11 protein-coding genes and 1 pseudogene are annotated in these 17,436 nt (G+C 59.1%); 9 read left to right on the top strand and 3 right to left on the bottom strand.

Features of this window, described 5'->3' with window-relative positions:
- The first annotated feature begins 17 nt into the window (after positions 1-17).
- The 5 genes and pseudogenes from R3C19_02010 (at position 18) to R3C19_01990 (ending at position 8,283) form a co-directional block, all read left to right on the top strand.
- Positions 18-1,390 (top strand): annotated as a pseudogene (locus tag R3C19_02010) (transposase).
- A gap of 907 nt (positions 1,391-2,297) precedes the next feature.
- Positions 2,298-3,212 (top strand): plasmid pRiA4b ORF-3 family protein, encoded by a 915-nt coding sequence (locus R3C19_02005; protein MEZ6059114.1) that lies wholly within the window; start codon positions 2,298-2,300, stop codon positions 3,210-3,212.
- A gap of 259 nt (positions 3,213-3,471) precedes the next feature.
- A complete protein-coding gene (gene priA, locus R3C19_02000) occupies positions 3,472-5,754 on the top strand; it encodes a primosomal protein N' (protein ID MEZ6059113.1) in 2,283 nt (760 codons plus the stop codon).
- Positions 5,755-6,002: 248 nt separating this feature from the next.
- A complete protein-coding gene (locus tag R3C19_01995; protein MEZ6059112.1) occupies positions 6,003-6,959 on the top strand; it encodes an NAD-dependent epimerase/dehydratase family protein in 957 nt (318 codons plus the stop codon).
- Between the two features lie 973 nt (positions 6,960-7,932).
- Complete coding sequence (locus R3C19_01990) at positions 7,933-8,283, top strand: hypothetical protein (protein ID MEZ6059111.1); 351 nt, start codon at positions 7,933-7,935, stop codon at positions 8,281-8,283.
- Positions 8,284-8,477: 194 nt separating this feature from the next.
- Here R3C19_01990 and R3C19_01985 read toward each other — a convergent pair whose 3' ends face one another.
- Both R3C19_01985 and R3C19_01980 read right to left on the bottom strand, forming a co-directional pair.
- Positions 8,478-10,676: a bifunctional serine/threonine-protein kinase/formylglycine-generating enzyme family protein gene (locus R3C19_01985; GenBank protein ID MEZ6059110.1), complete on the bottom strand. Its 2,199-nt coding sequence runs from the start codon at positions 10,674-10,676 to the stop codon at positions 8,478-8,480.
- Positions 10,677-10,969: 293 nt separating this feature from the next.
- Positions 10,970-11,845, bottom strand: coding sequence for a prolyl oligopeptidase family serine peptidase (locus R3C19_01980; GenBank protein MEZ6059109.1), 876 nt, complete (start codon positions 11,843-11,845; stop codon positions 10,970-10,972).
- Between the two features lie 278 nt (positions 11,846-12,123).
- On the opposite strand from R3C19_01980, the gene R3C19_01975 reads away from it, so the two are divergent.
- The gene (locus R3C19_01975; GenBank protein MEZ6059108.1) at positions 12,124-12,903 is read left to right on the top strand and encodes a hypothetical protein; all 780 of its coding nucleotides are present in this window, start codon (positions 12,124-12,126) and stop codon (positions 12,901-12,903) included.
- 184 nt (positions 12,904-13,087) lie between these two features.
- Here R3C19_01975 and R3C19_01970 read toward each other — a convergent pair whose 3' ends face one another.
- Positions 13,088-13,402, bottom strand: coding sequence for a hypothetical protein (locus R3C19_01970; GenBank protein ID MEZ6059107.1), 315 nt, complete (start codon positions 13,400-13,402; stop codon positions 13,088-13,090).
- On the opposite strand from R3C19_01970, the gene R3C19_01965 reads away from it, so the two are divergent.
- The 3 genes from R3C19_01965 to R3C19_01955 all read left to right on the top strand — a co-directional run bounded on the left by R3C19_01965 (position 13,383) and on the right by R3C19_01955 (position 17,280).
- On the top strand, positions 13,383-13,712 hold the full coding sequence (locus R3C19_01965) for a hypothetical protein (protein MEZ6059106.1): 330 nt from the start codon (positions 13,383-13,385) through the stop codon (positions 13,710-13,712). The two genes, R3C19_01970 and R3C19_01965, sit on opposite strands and share 20 nt — an antisense overlap.
- Before the next feature lie 264 nt (positions 13,713-13,976).
- Complete coding sequence (gene ilvB, locus R3C19_01960; GenBank protein MEZ6059105.1) at positions 13,977-15,758, top strand: biosynthetic-type acetolactate synthase large subunit; 1,782 nt, start codon at positions 13,977-13,979, stop codon at positions 15,756-15,758.
- 1 nt (position 15,759) lies between these two features.
- Positions 15,760-17,280, top strand: coding sequence for a carboxypeptidase M32 (locus R3C19_01955; GenBank protein ID MEZ6059104.1), 1,521 nt, complete (start codon positions 15,760-15,762; stop codon positions 17,278-17,280).
- Positions 17,281-17,436: the final 156 nt, after the last annotated feature.

Raw genomic sequence — 17,436 nt, 5'->3', positions numbered from 1 at the left:
TTTGCTGAGTTTCACGGATGAGTCGTAAGTTTCGCGAATGGCAGCCGGATGCGAGCTGGCTGTTTCCGCCGTCGCCTCGGGACTGGCTGCCCGAAGATCATCTGGTTTATTTTCTGCTGGATGTCACCGCTCAGATCGATGTCTCGCCGATCGTTGACGATTACGACACCGGCAACGGTGGCCAGCCGCCGCCTTGCCGGGCAAGCCGAAACGCCGCATCCGCGGATGATGCTGGTGCTGTTGCTGTATGCCTACAGTCAGGGGGTGTTTTCGTCGCGGAAGATCATGCAGCGGTGTGCGACCGACGCGGCCTTTCGAGTCATCGTGGGCGAAGACATTCCCGACTTTCGCCGGATTGCCGAATTTCGGGCCCGGCATCTGCAACACCTGCAGCCGCTGTTTCTGCAGGTGCTGATTCTGTGCCGCGAAGCCGGTCTGCTGAAGGTCGGGCGGTTGTCGCTGGACGGCACAAGATCAACGCGAACGCTTCGCGGCACAAGGCGATGAGCTACGACCGGATGGGGCCGGAAGCAGAACGCCTGTAGCAGGAAATCGATGCTCTGCTGGCTCGGGCCGGTGAAGCGGATGCCGACGACGATGATCAGTTCGGCGATCTGGCGGGCGATGAGATTCCCGACGAACTGAAGCGTCGCGAAAGCCGGCTGGCGAAGATTCTGGAAGCACGGTTTGCGTAGCATGCCTGAGGCATGACCGCTTTGGAAGAAGAGGCTCGACAGAAGGCCCGGGACCATGTTGACCGGATGGAAGCCGAAGGCCGCAGCCATCGCACCAACCCGGACGAAGCGGTTCCAGATCCGAAAGCGCAACGCAATTTCACGGACCCGGAATCGAAGATCATGAAGACTTCGAACAAGGGTTTGACCAATGCGGCAACGCTCAGGCGGTGGCCAACGAGCAGCAGATCATTGTTGCCGCCGACGTGACCGATCAGGCGAACGACGTTCGTCAGACCATGCCGATGACCGATCAGGCCCTCGAGAATCTGGAGGCCGCTGGCGTCGAAGAGAACGTTGGTGCGTTCACCGCCGACACGGGTTATTTCAGCGAAGACAACATGAACGCTCTGGACGCCAATGACCGCATTGATGATGTGTTCATCGCGACCGGTCGTCAGAAGCACAACGAAGCGGTTCCCGATTCGCCGAAAGGCCGGCCGCCGCAGAACCTGACGGCGAAGGAAAAGATGGCTCGCCGGAACCGGACAAAGAAGGGCCGCAGGGAATATGCCCGGCGGAAGGTGATCATTGAACCGGTGTTTGGTCAGATCAAACACGTTCAGGGGTTTCGCAAATTCCTCCTGCGAGGCCTCGCGAAGATGAAGGGAGAATGGACGCTGGTGTGCCTGACTCACAACTTGCTGAAGTTGTTCAGAAGCGTTACGCAGCGGCAGTCGGCTGAACAGGCTGTGGCGCAGCCGTCTGCGCGGATTCCGCGCTTGCCATCACCACTCCGAGCCTGCGTGTCCCGCCCATTTTCCGCACCGTCCGCCGACATCTTCTGCAGTCGGACGAGAGATTCAAAAAAATCAAAAACTCCACCCCAAAACCCAACCACTCAAACACCACTTCCCGGACAAACACCTAGCCGCAGCGTTGGTCAGGCCGTGGACTCCGCGACATGCACTCCGCGACGTGGCTCGGAGAGTTGTCCTCAGATTTCTCAGATGACACAGATTGTTTCCGTCCGCGCACGCGTGCTGCAACACAAGTCATCTGAATGCATCTGCGGCGGAGTTTTTTGTGATTTTGCTTTGATCCGTGCGATCAGGATCCGCGTTGTGACCTGGGACGCCCGGACGAGTCGAAACCACCGTTGATTCAATGCGGTCACGCCGGTGATTCACCCGTTGACTCAGCAAGTCGTATTTGAGTCTGCACCTACAGCGGAAAGGCAATGCGAATCGACTATGGGTGATGCAGATAGGAAACCTGCCGGGCGTAGTCTTTCCCGGGTTGTCCGGGAATTCGGAGTGGTGCTGCAAATGCGTCTCAGTCACCGCGGACCGACGCAACCCTGGCTGGTGGCGTGATCGACCGGATCGACAGCAGAAGCCCGAGCGGCCTCTGCAGCGCGGCGACGCAATTCTTTGTGGGTGCGAACAACGCCTCGTTTCGCTTGTGGTCGACGGGGCATCACTCCGACACCATTGATGTCAGTGCCTTTTCTTGTCCCGGACGTGGTCACGGCCCCACGACCCTGTACTACCGGCGGTTGCGGGAAGGCGGTAGAATTCGGCCATTGCCCTTGACCATGATGGCAACAGCAACGGACTCACCATGCCACGCAAATCTCGACGAAGTGACGCCCCGGAGCCGCAGTACCCGATTCGGGTTACGGCTCACCAGCGGGATGCTCTGGTCTCCTGGACTCGGCTAAACCGCAAGGTCCGGGATCGGCTGAAGGCAGCTCCCGAAGGCACGCAGGTCATCAGGCTTACAAGAAACGAACTCGACGACATGTTCGACGAACTGGGGAAGGCTGCTCTGGTCGCCCCCAGTCCGTACACGAAGCGCGTCCTGGCGGTGCAGAAAAAGGTAGCCGACGCTCTCGGTGGGTTGCAGTTGGCAGAACTCGGTTCCGAGCAAACGAAGGGGCGACAGGTTCCAGGCAGCGCGTCCGAGCGGCTGTACCAGTTCAAGATCACACTGCTGGAATCGCGGCCCCCGATTTGGCGGCGGATTCAGGTCGGGAACTGCACGCTGGACAAACTGCACCAATACATCCAGTCGGCCATGGGCTGGACCAACAGCCATCTGCATCAGTTCGAGATCCAGGGGGAACGCTACGGCGATCCCGGACTTCTCGACGACGGTTTCGAGGACTTCTGCTGCATTGATTCGACCGACACGATGATCAATGAAATCGTGCCGAAGGACGGAAAGCGATTTCGATTCCTGTACGAATACGACTTCGGCGACGACTGGAGACACGAGCTGCTGTTCGAGGGTTACGTGGAGCCCGCGAACGGTGGTCAATATCCACTCTGCGTCGACGGCGCGAGAAACTGCCCGCCGGAAGATGTCGGCGGCGTCTGGGGCTACACCGACTTCCTTGAAGCGATTACCGATCCTGGACACGCAGCCCATGAACAGATGCTGGAATGGTCCGGTAAGTTCGATCCGGACGAGTTCGATCCCCGGGAGACGACAGAGGCAATGCGGCGAGGACTACCGAACTGGCGGCTGCACTGATGAAGCGCGCACTCGACAAGTGTTCCGCAGTCGCACTGCGATTCCGGAAACGAACGGCAGAAGATTCAGCCGTGACCAGCCAAAGAGTTTCCTGGAAGCTACTGCGGGCGATCGAGCATCGTGCCTGCCGAGCGTTGTGGGCTGTGTTCGCAACCGGTCCGTGGCTGTGTTTGGATGTTTCGCCAGGTGCTGTCGCGAAGTCCGTAACGTGTGCTCGGATCGACGCAGCACCTGAGGTTGCCGAAAGCAGGTTCGCGCATTGACCGGACAGCAGAACCTTTTCGACTTCGCCGATCTGCCCGACTGGGAACGGGCGGCGGCCGATGACCTGTTGCTGGCGGATGTTGTTTTCAATCTGCCGCTCGAAAAGCCGTACACCTACTCCGTTCCGGAAACGCTGCGAACGCGGCTGAAGCCGGGAATGCGGGTGAAGGCGCCTCTTGGTCGGGGCAATCGAAATGTCGTCGGGTACTGCGTGGGACTTCGACAGGCCGACAACACGAGCAGGCGTCTGAAGGATGTTCAGGAGGTTCTTGACACGGAACCGCTGCTGGACGACCTGATGCTGGAGTTGACTCGCTGGATCGCTGATCGCTATCTGTGCGGCTGGGGTCAGGTGCTGGAAAGCGTCGTGCCGGCCGGAGTGAGGCGGAAAAGCGGGACACGGATCGTTCAGAGTTTCATTCTGTCGAAATCGGCGGAGTTGACGCTGGCCGGTTCAACGCTGCCGGCAAAGCAGCAGGCCGTCGTCGATGTTCTGAGAAATGCAGCCAGTCCCGTAGCCGCCGCCGATTTGTGTGAAGCGGCCGGCTGCGGTCCCGGCCCGGTCAATGCACTGCGAAAGCGCGGCGTCATCACAGCGATTCGCGTTCGTTCCGAAATCGTCGGTGAACCGACGGCGCAGCAGGAATCCGAATCCGATCTGTCACTCAGCCGGCAGCAGCAGTCGTGCCTGGACCGCATTCTTCAGGAAATGCGATCTTCGAATCATCACACGCTGCTGTTGCATGGCGTCACGGGAAGCGGCAAGACGGAAGTCTATATTCGGGCCATTCGCGAAGTTGTGGAGTATGGCCGCCAGGCGATCGTCCTGGTTCCGGAAATCAGCCTGACGCCACAGACGATTCGGCGTTTTCGAAGCAGGTTCCGGTCCGTCGCCGTGCTGCACAGTCACATGTCGGACTCGGAACGGCACTGGCAGTGGCAACAGATTGCTCGCGGCACCGTAGACGTGGTTGTGGGAGCACGCAGCGCTGTCTTTGCACCGACGCCGCAGTTGGGACTGATCGTGATCGACGAAGAGCACGAACCAACGTTTAAGCAGGACAACGTGCCCAGGTACCACGCGCGCGAGGTGGCTCGCTACCGGTGTCAGCAGGAAGGAGTGCCGTTGCTGCTGGGGTCGGCGACACCGACGCTGGAATCATGGCTGCGTGCTGCCCGCGGACAGGACGTGCTGTTGTCCATGCCGGATCGCGTTGCGGAACGCCCATTGCCTCCGGTTGTGATCGTGGATACCCGCAGCGACCCGCGAATCAGCCGAGGATCGTCGCTCGGCCGGGCACTCTTCCTGGCGATCGACAAAGCGCTGAAAGACCAGGGGCAGGTCATTCTGTTCTTGAATCTGCGGGGCTACTCCCCCACCGTCTGGTGTCGCACGTGCGGACAGGGAGTCAAGTGCCCGGACTGCGACATCACGCTGACGTGGCATCGCGACCGACAACTGGCTGTCTGTCACAGTTGCGACTACAGCGTGCCTCCGCCCGAAAAGTGTCCCGTCTGTGAAGGGCCCGCGATCCGGTATTTCGGCACAGGGACTCAAAAGCTGGAAGAAGAAGTCCGGCAGTCTTTTCCAAAGGCGACCGTCGTGCGAATGGACAGTGACTCCATGAAGAAACAGGGCAGTCACGACGACGCACTGGAACGCTTCCGTCGCGGTGAAGTCCGGATTCTTCTGGGAACTCAGATGATTGCCAAGGGTCTCGACTTCCCCAACGTCACACTGGTCGGCGTGGTGGACGCCGACAGCATGTTGAATCAGCCGGACATGCGAGCCGCCGAACGCACCTTTCAGTTGATTGCTCAGGTGGCGGGACGTACGGGGCGCAGTGCTCGCGGAGGACGTGTGCTGGTCCAGACAACGTCGCCCGACGATCCATCGATCCGGTTCGCCGCACAGCACGACTACCTGGGGTTCGCTTCCCATGAACTTCAGGAACGAAAGGAAATGGGTGCTCCGCCGTTCAGCAGTATGGCTCGCGTCATTTTCCGAGGCCCCGTGGAGTCCGTCGTCAGCGAAACGGCGCGAGCCGTGGCCGACAAGCTGCGGGCCGCCATCGCCGAATCCGGCTTCGTAGCGCGCGTGCTGGGAGCGGCTCCCGCCCCGATCACACGTCTGCGAGGCAACTATCGGTTCCATCTGCAGATCACGGCGGCGACCTTAGAAGACGTGCGTTCACTGTGGATGCGGGTCGAAAACACCCTGAAACTGACCGATGGCGTCGAAATGGCCGTCGATGTTGACCCAATCAATTCGCGGTAGTGTGCTGCAGGGTCGACAGAACCGGTATCCCCGCCATAATCCGTCGCGTTGCGGCGAGCGAGATGAAAAAACCGCGTGGTGCACCGCCCGAATCATGAATCCTGACGGGGGCTGCGGTGAAATCACGCCCGAGTTCAATTTGCACAGCCGCAGGGTCCGGCGGGGCGCCTCCCGAGAACTGCGGTGGCGCGACAATGATCGCCGTTCCTTCCTCAACCGAGTGAAATCAGCACACAGGACAGAAACACGTGAGACTCTTGATTACCGGCGGCGCGGGATTCATCGGCAGTCACATCGCCGATAAGGCTCTGGCTAAGGGATGGACCGTCGGAATACTGGATGACCTGTCATCGGGACGACGCGAAAACGTGCCGTCGCAGGCTGAGTTCTTTGAAGTTGATATTCGCAACAAAGCCGGTGTCGACGCTGCGTTTTCGAAATTTCGGCCGACTCTTGTCAGTCACCAGGCGGCACAGGCCAGCGTCGCCGTCAGCGTTCGCGAACCTCAGCTTGACGCCGAAATCAACATCATCGGCTCGATCAACGTCATGTCCGCCTGCGTCGCGGCGGGCGTGGAACGAATCGTGTTCGCCAGTACCGGCGGAGCGATCTACGGCGAAGTGCCGGATGGAACCCGTGCCGCCGTTGAGACAGTTCCCGTGCCAATCAGCCCGTATGCCTGCAGTAAGCTGGCCGTCGAAAAGTACCTGGAATGCTTCCGTGTCGAGCACGGACTGCAACACACGATCCTGCGATATGCCAACGTGTACGGTCCGCGCCAGGATCCTCACGGAGAAGCCGGTGTGGTGGCCATCTTCTGCAATCGCATCATCGCCGGAGAAGGCATACAGGTGAACGCCCGCCGAACAGCCGGCGACGCGGGCTGCGTCCGCGACTACGTGTACATCGACGATGTGGCAGGAGCCAACATCGCGGCCTGCGAGAACCGTGTTTCCGATCCGATTTTGAACATCGGGACCGGACAGGAAACGACAACCCGCCTTCTGGCCGACGTGCTTCAAAAGGAACTCGGCAAGTCCGTCGAAGTTCGCCCGAGCGACCGCCGCCCGGGAGACATCGAGCGATCGCTGCTCAACAACGACCGGCTGGTCGAACTTCTCGGCCCAACCGTCGACATCTCCAAAGGCCTCGCCCAGACCGCCGCCTGGTTCCAGGCCCGCGCCGCCAAAGTCGCCGGGCACTGACCAGCCATCGAACCCGTCCGCAACCCGCGCTGGAAGAACCACCTTCCTGCCGGAACTCGCCGCCGCAGGTGGTGCTGACGACTGTCGGGCTGTCAGCAATTTGCGTTCGGATTGAACGTGCGCCAGGTGCGACCGTCGATTTCTTGCGTCTCGACCACCACCGGACAAGATTCATCGGCACTTTTTCCGACAGTTTGCCGCGTAAGTGAGAACGCAAAGCGCAAGGACGTACGAGTGAACGGGCAACACTTGGCCCGGATTTGTTTGATATTCTCGCATTTCGCATCTTTTGCTGCTTGCCCAGAGTATCCCGCTGATGAACGATGGGTGAAAACACGCAGTTGACGCTCCAGGCATAGAAGCGATTGCCTGCTGCGTTCATCCGGCAATACAGACGGATAAGGGTCCTACAATGACTTCTCAGAGTCTAATTTTGGCGACAGTCGTGGCGATGCTGGCAGGAGCAGCGGACAGTTCCAGCTTTGGCCAGTACGGTCCGGCACGCTGCGGCTCGCTGCCGTCCGATTTCCGGACGATTGGCCCAGCAGGATGTTCGCAGCACGTTGGGCAGACCTGCTGCCGTCCCCCTGGCTGCGTGATTCCAAAGTCGGCCTTTATGCCGATGTGTGGCGTGGCATCGATCGTGACAACTGCGATCCCCTCCAGTTTCGAGTGTCCCATCATCAAGATCGCTGAGATTCCTACGACGACGGGGACTATCTGCTGCTTTCAGGTTAGGCCCTGCGGAATGATCTATTCCTGGATCGCGTGGACGACCTGTGCGACGCCGGTTTGCAAATGCAATAGTTCAAATGTCTGCGAAACTCTTTCCGGCGTTCATCCGCTGAAGACGGGAGCAGGCACGCTGCCCCACCAGAATCTTGTTAGTGAAAGCCATCCGGGAAACCGATCAATTCATCGACGTTTTGTTGTCAACGAAACCCTGGAGCAGTACGAGATACGGCGTACCGGGATGGCTGCACAGACCACTGATGACTGGACCATACATCTCGATGATACGACTGCGGAGTTCGTGAGCAACGTTCGCACATCACAGTTCGGAATGCGGTATTTTGCGCTCTATAAGGTTGTGCTTCCCGCGACAATTGAAATCGAAGCACAAGACAATGACCTGCAGCGGATTCGGTACGTCGGAATCCGCCTTGCAGATGTACCGGACGAGTATGACAACGACGCACGGCTTTACGTGCTCAATCGCGGTCTCGGAATGAAGAGTCAGCAGGAGGGTTTTGTTGACTACAGGGTCGTGGACGCCGACCAGGTCTCTCGCGTGAAGTCGTTTCACGTCGTCGGCCTGAAATAGTGGTTCGAAAAGTTCTGGTGCGGCAATGCCGGTCGCCGCGTGTTGGCGGTCTGGAGATCGTAGTGCAGGTGGATTTCTGAAACGCGATCCCCGCCAGATCTGCAGCGTGGGGTATGGGGGCGAAAACCATCCCCAACTCCAGGTATGTCCGGAAAGGGCCGCGAATCGGCAGGGATGCGATATTCGGAATGCCGCTACTTGATCGCCGAGCGATACGAGCGCCATCCGATTCGCCCCAATGATGTTTCAGCATCCATGTCTGCCTGGGGGAGCAGAAGCAAGCTTGACCGCTCTCGGACGTTGAATTCTGAAGACTGGGCAGGTAGCTGCAGTGCCCAACCTGTTGGCGCGCCGCGAATCTCTTTCATCCGCATTGACAGATCACGTAGGTCCGGTGGAAACGACGCCACCTGCGGATCTTCGAACAGGGCGGGATAGAGAGCCATGTACGCCATGGCTACGCTGTCTGTGTACTCGGCCACGCTGAAATAGAGATTTCGAACTCCTTCCGGTGAGACATCCTGCGTCGGGTCTGCGACGTCCAGGATCTCCCAAACTTCGATCGAAGATACAGCCGCGGATTCCCCGGTCGGGAAATCCGCCTGACCACGTTGCGTGGCCAGAAATTCGTATTCGACGTGTGTCGGCAGGCGGCAGCCGGTCAATTCGCAAAACAGAATGGCGACATCTATCGGGTAACCGGTGACTGGCCGTCCGTCGGCGATCGGTGACCGGTCGCCATATTGCGATTCGAACGACTGCAGCCATGTTCGGCTGTCGTCGGCCCACGGAATCGGCTGACTCATCACTTTCCGAAAGTCGCCATACGTAACCTCGTCACGGGCTACAAGAAAGCCGCTGACTGGGTGTTTGTGCCTTCCGGCAATATCACCAGTTACCTGGTAACCCATGACAAATTCGCCGCCAGGGATCCGAACCATCGCTGTTGGAATCTCATCGTCTCGAAATAGGTGAAATGGCGGCAGAACCGCCTGTTTCCTGTCATTCCAGGAATAATAGAGATGTGGAAATCGGGAGTCCGCCGGTCGTTCGTCGGTTGGTTGCGGCACGGTTCTCCAGACTTCGTGGAAGCGACCATCATTTGCAGACGCCCTCACCTTATACAGACCCGGAAGCAGGAAAACAGGCTGGCTGTCTGCAGTCGTCTGACGAAACTCAGAACTGTGTGGTACCCGAAGTGCGTCGTCATAACGTTCAAAGAGGATCTCAGTCGCCGGCGGATCCGTGGCAAGAATGACAGGTACCGAATCGGTTGGGGGCTGCTCTGCCGGAATGAGAATTGCGATCAGGGCGGCAATGACAGCGGTCAGCGCCACACCCGTCGCTGCGGACAGCGCTCGGTTGCGTTTGATCCATTTGACGACCTTCTCCGTGCGGCTGACGGGTTTGTCGGGGATGGGTTTGCCCTGGAGGAACAACTCCAGGCTGTGGGCCATATCGCTGGCGGACGAATAGCGGCGATGAACGTCCTTTTCCATCGCTTTCAGGCAAATGGTTTCCAGATCTCGCGGGATCTTCGGGTTCACTTTGCGCGGAGACGGCGGGTCATCGTGAAGGATTGCGAACAGCAGAGTCTGCTGGCTGGTAGCCTGGAACGGTCGCGTGCCGGTCAGCAACTGGTACAGGATGACTCCCATCGAATAAAGATCGCTGTGGTTGTCGATCGACCGCTGTTCGCCGCGAGCCTGTTCGGGGGACATGTAATGCAGCGTGCCGACGATCTGGCCGCTGTGCGTGACAGTGAGTTCGGTCGGTTCGAAGCTGCGCGCAAGGCCGAAGTCAGCGATGTGCGGTTCGTTCTGCGAATCCAGCAGGATGTTGCCGGGCTTCAGATCGCGGTGTACCAGGTGCTTTTCGTGAAAGACCTGCAGTCCTCGCAACAGCTTGATCATCAGCCGAACGCAGTCTTCTGTCGAGAGCGAGTGCGACTTCAGGTAATCAGACAGCGAAATGCCATCGATGTATTGAGTGGCAATGTAGTACTGATCTTCGTGGACTCCGACTTCATAGACGGAAACGGCATTCGGATGGTGAACGGCAGCAGCGGCCTGAGCTTCCCGCAGAAACGTCCGGGATGTGTCCTTCGTTACACGTCCCTGGCGAGGCACCTTGATTGCGACGATACGTTTCAGTTCTTCGTCAAAGGCCTTGTAGACGGTTCCGAATGCTCCTTCGCCCAGCAGCGACAAGATCCGGAAATGCGCGACCATCTGGCCTTCCGGCATAGCGACCGTCGAGTCCATGTCTTCCGACAGACTGAAGCGGCTGTGGCATGATGGGCATTCGATGGCATCGAGTGGTTCGCGCAGCGCGAAGTCATCTTCTTCGCCGACGCGAATCGGATGGCTGCAGTTCGGACAGCGAAACTTCATCTGGCGACTCCGGATTTTCGTGCGATGGACGTCCTCTCGAACGAACCGAACGGACTCAGGCGTTCGTTCCACCGCCAGCCTTCGGGAATGCTCGCCATTGAACCTCGGAACTCAGCGGCATCGTGATCTGTGGCGGGAATCGCCTCAGGCGTGCAGCGTATGACAGTCTTTCGAAATGGACGGCATCAACACTGTTTAACCGAACGCGCAATGTCGACGGGATGCCTACTAAGCGAGAATTCCGCTTGCGATCCGCCAGCCGAAGCCCGCCATCGGCGTCCGATTGCAGTGAGTTACTGTGGCTTCGCCGCCAGGTGTGTTTCGAACCAACTCACCATTTCTGACGTGGCGGTCGCCATTTCTTCCGGCTTGAAACCGTGGCCGGCTCCGGGGATTTCGACAAGCTTGTCGGCGACTTTCTGTTCTTTGAAGGCCTTGTGAATCCTGCGGCTGTGTTCAACCGGCACCAGATCGTCCGCGTCGCCGGCAAGCAGCAGCGTGGGCGCGTCGTCCGGAGTGACATGCAGTAGCGGCGATGCCGCTTTGGCTCCCTCGGCGTCCAGATCCAGCGCAGGAAAGCGCTCGTATGCCGGCAGGTGATTCGGAGCATCGTGAGTCATGATCGTCAGGTCGGTTGGCGCGACGAACGCCACGACGGCCTGAACTCGGTCGCTGACCTTCAATACGGGATCATCGGAGTTGGCATCGCCTTCATCGGACGCCGTTCCCAGCATGAGCGACAGGTGACCTCCGGCACTCATCCCAAACACGCCGATGCGCTGCGGGTCGATGCTGAGCTGCTCCGCGTTGAGCCGGATGTAGCGGACACTGCGCCGAACATCTTCGACGGCTTCCGGGATCGAAAACTTCGGGCTGCTCCCGTGGCGAACCGCGAAAACGGTGAATCCCTTGTCCAGCAGAGGCTGAAACAACGGCTGGAACTGTTCCGGCGGCCTCCAACTGGAATACCAGCCTCCGCTGACGACGAAGATGACGGCCGCTCCGTTGGCTTTCTCGGGAGTATACGTGTCAAAGGTCAGGGCGAGGCCGACCTTGTGTCCGTAAACGACGTCAGGAGTAATCCGGACGTTGTCAGCGCTGACCACTGTTGACGCGGCAAAACTGGCAAGAACGACACCGATCGCGATTGGACGTTTGCTGGATTTCATGCCTGCACCATGTTTCCTGTCGAAGAGTTTTCATCGGAAAGCAATCGTCGAATGGTTGGCTGAAATGGTTGCCGGGCATTCCATGTCCGCCGGTTTCTTCAGCGTCGCTGATGATGCCGACAGCTCCCGACTCTCATTTTCAACACTCCGCTGACGGGCTGTTAACGAATCGTTGCGATTCTCTCAGATACAAGATGCGGAAATCAATCACGTGGCAACTGTGGACGAATGGCAACACCGAAAATCGGGGTTTATGGGGTGGAAAAGGTTGTGTCACCATGCGATCCGCTGAAAAGATGGAAGCAGATACGCTGCTCGCCGTCAGGTGCCGGACTTGCTATTCACTGCCTGCGTTTCCCCCGCCAGAACTCTCCGAACGACGCTCCATATCGATGGACACCGATATTCGCCAATTCCTGACGTCCAGCGATCTGTTTCTGACAGCTTGCCGGGCCGCGTTTATCGGCACGTTCGATCGCATGCTGAGTCAGTTCCTGGTTGCCGGCCAGTCTGTGTCCGTGGAATCCGGGTACCTGGACAACGTCCCGCTGCTGAAGGGGTGTGCCTTACAGATTCAACTGGAACTGCTGCTGCAGACCTGGGGGGGCACGGCGGCGGAAACAGACCAGGTGCCTGGAATTGAGGAACAATGCGTTTGTTTCGCGGCGCTTGAGGAACTGAACCGCCTTGTGTGTTCGGGAAACCGGCGCCTGCTTGACCGGGCCATGCAGCGAAGGCAGGGTACCGCATCGGACGACTTCCTTTGGATGCCATCGAAAGTGCGTGCGATCCAGGTCACCCTGCCGTTCGCCGCTCAGGCGGCAGTATTGTCACCGGAAACGGGCCTGGCCTCCGAAGAATTGGAAGCCATTCGAGTCGCGGGCGGACTGAACCGAGACGACCTGGAGACGTTGCTGGCACTGACCGGGCGCTGGCGGATGAATTCGGACGTGCTGAAGTTCTGCCCCACATTGCTGACGGAGCACGAACAAAACGTGCTGCTGGCTTTTTTGGACGAATTCCCTGACCTGTTGCTGCCCGAAGGCGCTGCTGAGTGAATCGGGTGGCAGGGTAAACTGTTCCAGCAGTGCGGGTTACGTCGATCTTTTTTCGCGTTCTGACGCGAGAACAGCGGCCTGTACGTGGCAGATTCCGTGCGAATTCGGTACTTTGTGCCCGGAGGGACGCGGAACGTAAGCTTTCAGCGTCGGATGTGCGTAGATCTCGCCGGCTGGCGGGAGATCACTTCAGGGTCTGCGATATGGCGAAGAAGAAGACTTCAAAAAGCACGACGAAGCGAGCTGCCGGAAACGCCTCAAAGGCGACTTCGGCTCCCAAGACGGTCAAGAAAAACGTCCGAAAACCCGCCGCCGCCAAGAAGTCCGCCGCCAAATCCAGGCCTGCCAGGAAGAAGCAGCACGCCCGCCCGGTCGCGGCTGCAAAGTCAGCAACAAAAGCAAAGTCCCCGGCAAAACCAAAAGCCACTGTGAAAAAGGTCGCAAAAAAGCCGGCCAAGAAGACGGTGAAGAAGAAGGGCGTGCGTCGAGCCACCACCACGACCGGCATCCGTCCCAAGAAAGCGGGACGGAAGCTCGGCCGGTCGCGAATTCCCATCGATGCGCCGCTGGATGTAGTCTTCCAAAACGATCTGCCGGCCCGCGAATCGTTTCTGTTCCTGGGAATCCATACGATGCGGGAACTTGAACAGTTTGAGCCGGATGACCTCGTCATGCGACTGACCAGTCCCGCCAAGCAAACGGTGGGTCGAATCCGCAAGATCCTGGCGATGAACAACCGGTGCCTATCCGGCGATGAAGGCTTTGCCCTGGAATTCCAGGAACGGCTTTCTCAGCCGCAGATGCGGTAACGGGATCCGTACGTGCCGCAGACCCGAAGTCCGGACCGGTTGCGTTCGGAAAGCACTCGGAACATGGTTCGAGCGCCGTGAGCGCGTTTCGCGGGCTGAGAATTGTCCGAATCAGGCAAACCCGTGATTTCCGGGGTCGAACACCGCGTCCGCCATTCCTACACTTTGCGGCACTTTTCTGACGGGCGGCAGCAGGGCGTTTGGTGATTCGACTCCACCGCAACTCGCCCGTCTACCTGGCACACCCACTCTGAGGTGACTCAATTGGCGACGATAAAACAGGAACAGTCCGTTGAGACCATCAACGGCGCGGAAATCATGATTGAGATGCTGGTGCGGCAGGGCGCAGATTTTGTGTTCGCCTACCCCGGTGGGGCCAGCATGCCGCTGCATCAGGCGCTGCGCGCGCGTCGACACGACATTCGCACGATTCTTCCGCGACATGAACAGGGCGGCAGCTTTGCCGCTCAGGGCGTGGCCCGCACGACCGGCAAGCCGGGTGTGTGCATGGCAACCAGCGGCCCGGGCGCAACGAATCTGGTCACCGGCATTGCCGACGCGAAACTGGACAGCGTGCCGATGATTGCCATCACCGGCCAGGTACCTCAGAGATTCATCGGCACCGACGCCTTCCAGGAAACGCCGATGGTGGAAGTCTGCCGGGCAATCACGAAGCACCATTACATGATTACCAGCGTTCGCGACGTCGCGCGGATTGTGAAGGAAGCCTTTCACATCGCTACAACGGGACGTCCGGGGCCGGTGCTGATCGATTTTCCGAAGGACGTCCAGGTCGATTGCCTGCCTCGCAGTGAGGTCGACTTCGATCCGCCGTTTCGGCTGCCGGGGTATCGGCCGGATACGCGACGGGCAGCTCCCGAACAGATCAAGCAGGTTGTCGCGGCGATCCGTCGTTCGAAGCGGCCGGTGTTGTACGTCGGAGGCGGCTGCATTCTCAGCGACGCGTCTGACGAGTTGCGGAAATTTGCGATTCGCACGGGAATCCCGGTGGCGATGACCGTCATGGGACTCGGCGCGTTTCCGGGGACTCATGAACAGTCGCTGCACATGCTGGGAATGCACGGCACCGTGTACGCCAACCTTGCGGTAGACGAATCCGACCTGCTGCTGGCGTTTGGCGTTCGATTTGACGATCGCGTGACCGGTCAACTGGAGGAATTCGCCCGGCACGGCAAGATTGTTCACATCGACGTCGATCCTTCTGAGATCCACAAGAACAAGGAAGCACATATTCCCATTGTTGCGGATCTGAAGGAGGCGCTGCTCTCCCTGAACGCTGCGCTCACCGATGAAGACATTCCGGAGATCACCACGTGGCAGCAGCGAATTGCCGGCTGGAAGAAAAAGCATCCGCTGTCGTATTCGGACGCGGGTGACCGGATTCAGCAGCAGTACGCAATCGAGGAACTGTACCGACAGACGAAAGACCGGGATCCGTTCATCGCCGTGGGAGTCGGTCAGCATCAGATGTGGACGGCTCAGTTCTATAAGTTCGACAACCCGCGACGGTTCCTCAGCAGTTCCGGGCTTGGAACCATGGGATTCGGACTTCCGGCCGCGATGGGTGTTCAGGCCGCATTTCCGGATCGGCTGGTCATTGACATCGACGGCGACGGATCGTTTCAGATGAACATTCAGGAACTGGGAACACTGTTCTGTGAAAACCTGCCCGTGAAGATCATGCTGCTGAACAATCAGCATCTGGGCATGGTGACACAATGGGAAGATCGGTTCATGCAGGGTCGCCGCGCACATACGTATCTCGGCCCGGTGGAGCACCCCGAGGCACTTGGCGAAGGAGACGGCACCATGCCTGCCGTGACGTACCCGGATTTCGTCCGGATCGCCGAAGGCTATGGCGTCGCCGGGCGACATGTCCGCAGCAAGGCGGAGTTTCCAGCCGCGCTTCAGGAGATGCTGAACCACAGGGGTCCGTATCTTCTGGACGTAATCTGCAGCTATCAGGAACACGTCCTGCCAATGATTCCCAGCGGAAAAACTGTGCGAGACACGATCACGGAGTGACATGTCTGATCCCGTTTGTGCCTACGATGAACTGATTGCCCTGGTTCGCAGAACGTCGCTGCTGGGGTCCTGTGGAGCCGTGCTGGGCTGGGATCGCGAAACCTACATGCCTGAGGGCGGCAACGAACACCGCGCCAATCAGCTCAGCCTGCTGGCCGGCATGACTCACGAATGGGCCACGAACCCCCGAATTGGTGAGCTGCTGGATGCACTGCACGACAGCGAACTGACGGACGCCGCAGACAGCGACAGCGCCTGCAACATCCGAGAGATTCGCCGCACTTACGACCGATCCCGAAAGCTGCCGCAGCGACTGGTGGAGGAAATCTCGCGAGTCACAGCGCTTGCTCAGCAGCACTGGGCACACGCCCGCCGGGACAACGATTTCGCGTCGTTCGCGCCGTGGCTTCGGCAGATCATCAATCTGAAACGCGAAGAAGCGGCCGCGGTCGGGTTTCCCGAAAACGGAGAACCGTACGACGCGCTGCTGGACGAGTATGAACCCGAAGCCCGCAGCTCTGAAATTGCTCACGTGTTTTCAGGGTTGCGGAAGGAACTTGTCCCGCTGCTGGACGCCATCCGCGGTTCCGAACGGAAACCGCCCACGGAAATCCTCGAACGAAACTACCCCGTCGCAGCGCAAAAAGAATTCGGGCAGCAAACAGCTCAGGCGATGGGGTTCTGCTTCGACAGGGGGCGGCTGGACGTCACGACACATCCCTTCTGTACGGGATTGGGCCCCGGCGACGTGCGCCTGACAACTCGCTACGACGAACGCTTTTTCTCGTCAGCATTCTTTGGAACGCTGCACGAAACCGGCCACGGCCTCTACGAACAGGGTTTGCCGGAATCGGCGTTCGGAACACCGCTGGGCAGTGCCGTATCGCTGGGCATTCATGAATCGCAGTCACGGCTGTGGGAGAACCTCGTGGGCCGCAGTCGCTCCTTCTGGGAACATCTGCTGCCCGTCGCAAGAAAGCAGTTCCCGGAAGCGCTTGGGGAAACGTCGCTGGATGACTTTCACTTCGCGATCAACGCCGTCAGCCCGTCGTTCATTCGAGTCGAAGCGGACGAGGTCACTTACAACCTGCACATCAAGTTGCGGTTCGATCTCGAGCGTGACCTGATTTCAGGAAGCCTGCAGTCCGAAGACGTGCCGGACGCCTGGAGCGAACGATTCACCCGGGATTTCGGCATTACTCCGGCTTCCGATACTGACGGCTGCCTGCAGGATGTCCACTGGAGTGCCGGGCTGTTCGGATATTTTCCGACCTACGCTCTCGGCAACATGTACGCCGCTCAGTTCTTTCAGACGGCCGATCAGCAGTTGGGAGGGCTGGCGGATCTGTTCGCCCGCGGTGAATTCACACCGCTGCTGGAATGGCTGCGCGTTCATATTCATCGCCAGGGCCAGCGGTTTTCTGCAAATCGCCTCGTGCAGGTGGTTACGGGAGAACCGTTGTCGGACCAGCCACTCGTCACCCACCTGAATGAACGCTTTCGACCGTTGTACGGCGTGTGAACCGTTCGATTTCCGTTCCTTGAACGCGTTGTGAATGCTTCGTCACGAAGAGCACCGCAAACCTTCAAAGCGGTGCCGTGCTATGTCGCCGTGTCGATGCTGTGCTCCGTGTCTGCACACCGACCTGATCATGCGTCATCCGGCGAGGATGTCGGA

It is taken from the genome of Planctomycetaceae bacterium, from assembly GCA_041398785.1.
Taxonomy (GTDB): domain Bacteria; phylum Planctomycetota; class Planctomycetia; order Planctomycetales; family Planctomycetaceae; genus JAWKUA01.
This window is presented reverse-complemented; position numbering and strand designations above follow the sequence as displayed.

Bases quoted from the DNA above. Each gene is read 5' to 3' on its own strand.
- R3C19_02005 (MEZ6059114.1), top strand. From the start codon at position 2,298: ATGCCACGCAAATCTCGACGAAGTGACGCCCCGGAGCCGCAGTACCCG.
- R3C19_01990 (MEZ6059111.1), top strand. From the start codon at position 7,933: ATGGCTGCACAGACCACTGATGACTGGACCATACATCTCGATGATACG.
- R3C19_01985 (MEZ6059110.1), bottom strand. From the start codon at position 10,676: ATGAAGTTTCGCTGTCCGAACTGCAGCCATCCGATTCGCGTCGGCGAA.
- R3C19_01980 (MEZ6059109.1), bottom strand. From the start codon at position 11,845: ATGAAATCCAGCAAACGTCCAATCGCGATCGGTGTCGTTCTTGCCAGT.
- R3C19_01975 (MEZ6059108.1), top strand. From the start codon at position 12,124: ATGCGATCCGCTGAAAAGATGGAAGCAGATACGCTGCTCGCCGTCAGG.
- R3C19_01955 (MEZ6059104.1), top strand. From the start codon at position 15,760: ATGTCTGATCCCGTTTGTGCCTACGATGAACTGATTGCCCTGGTTCGC.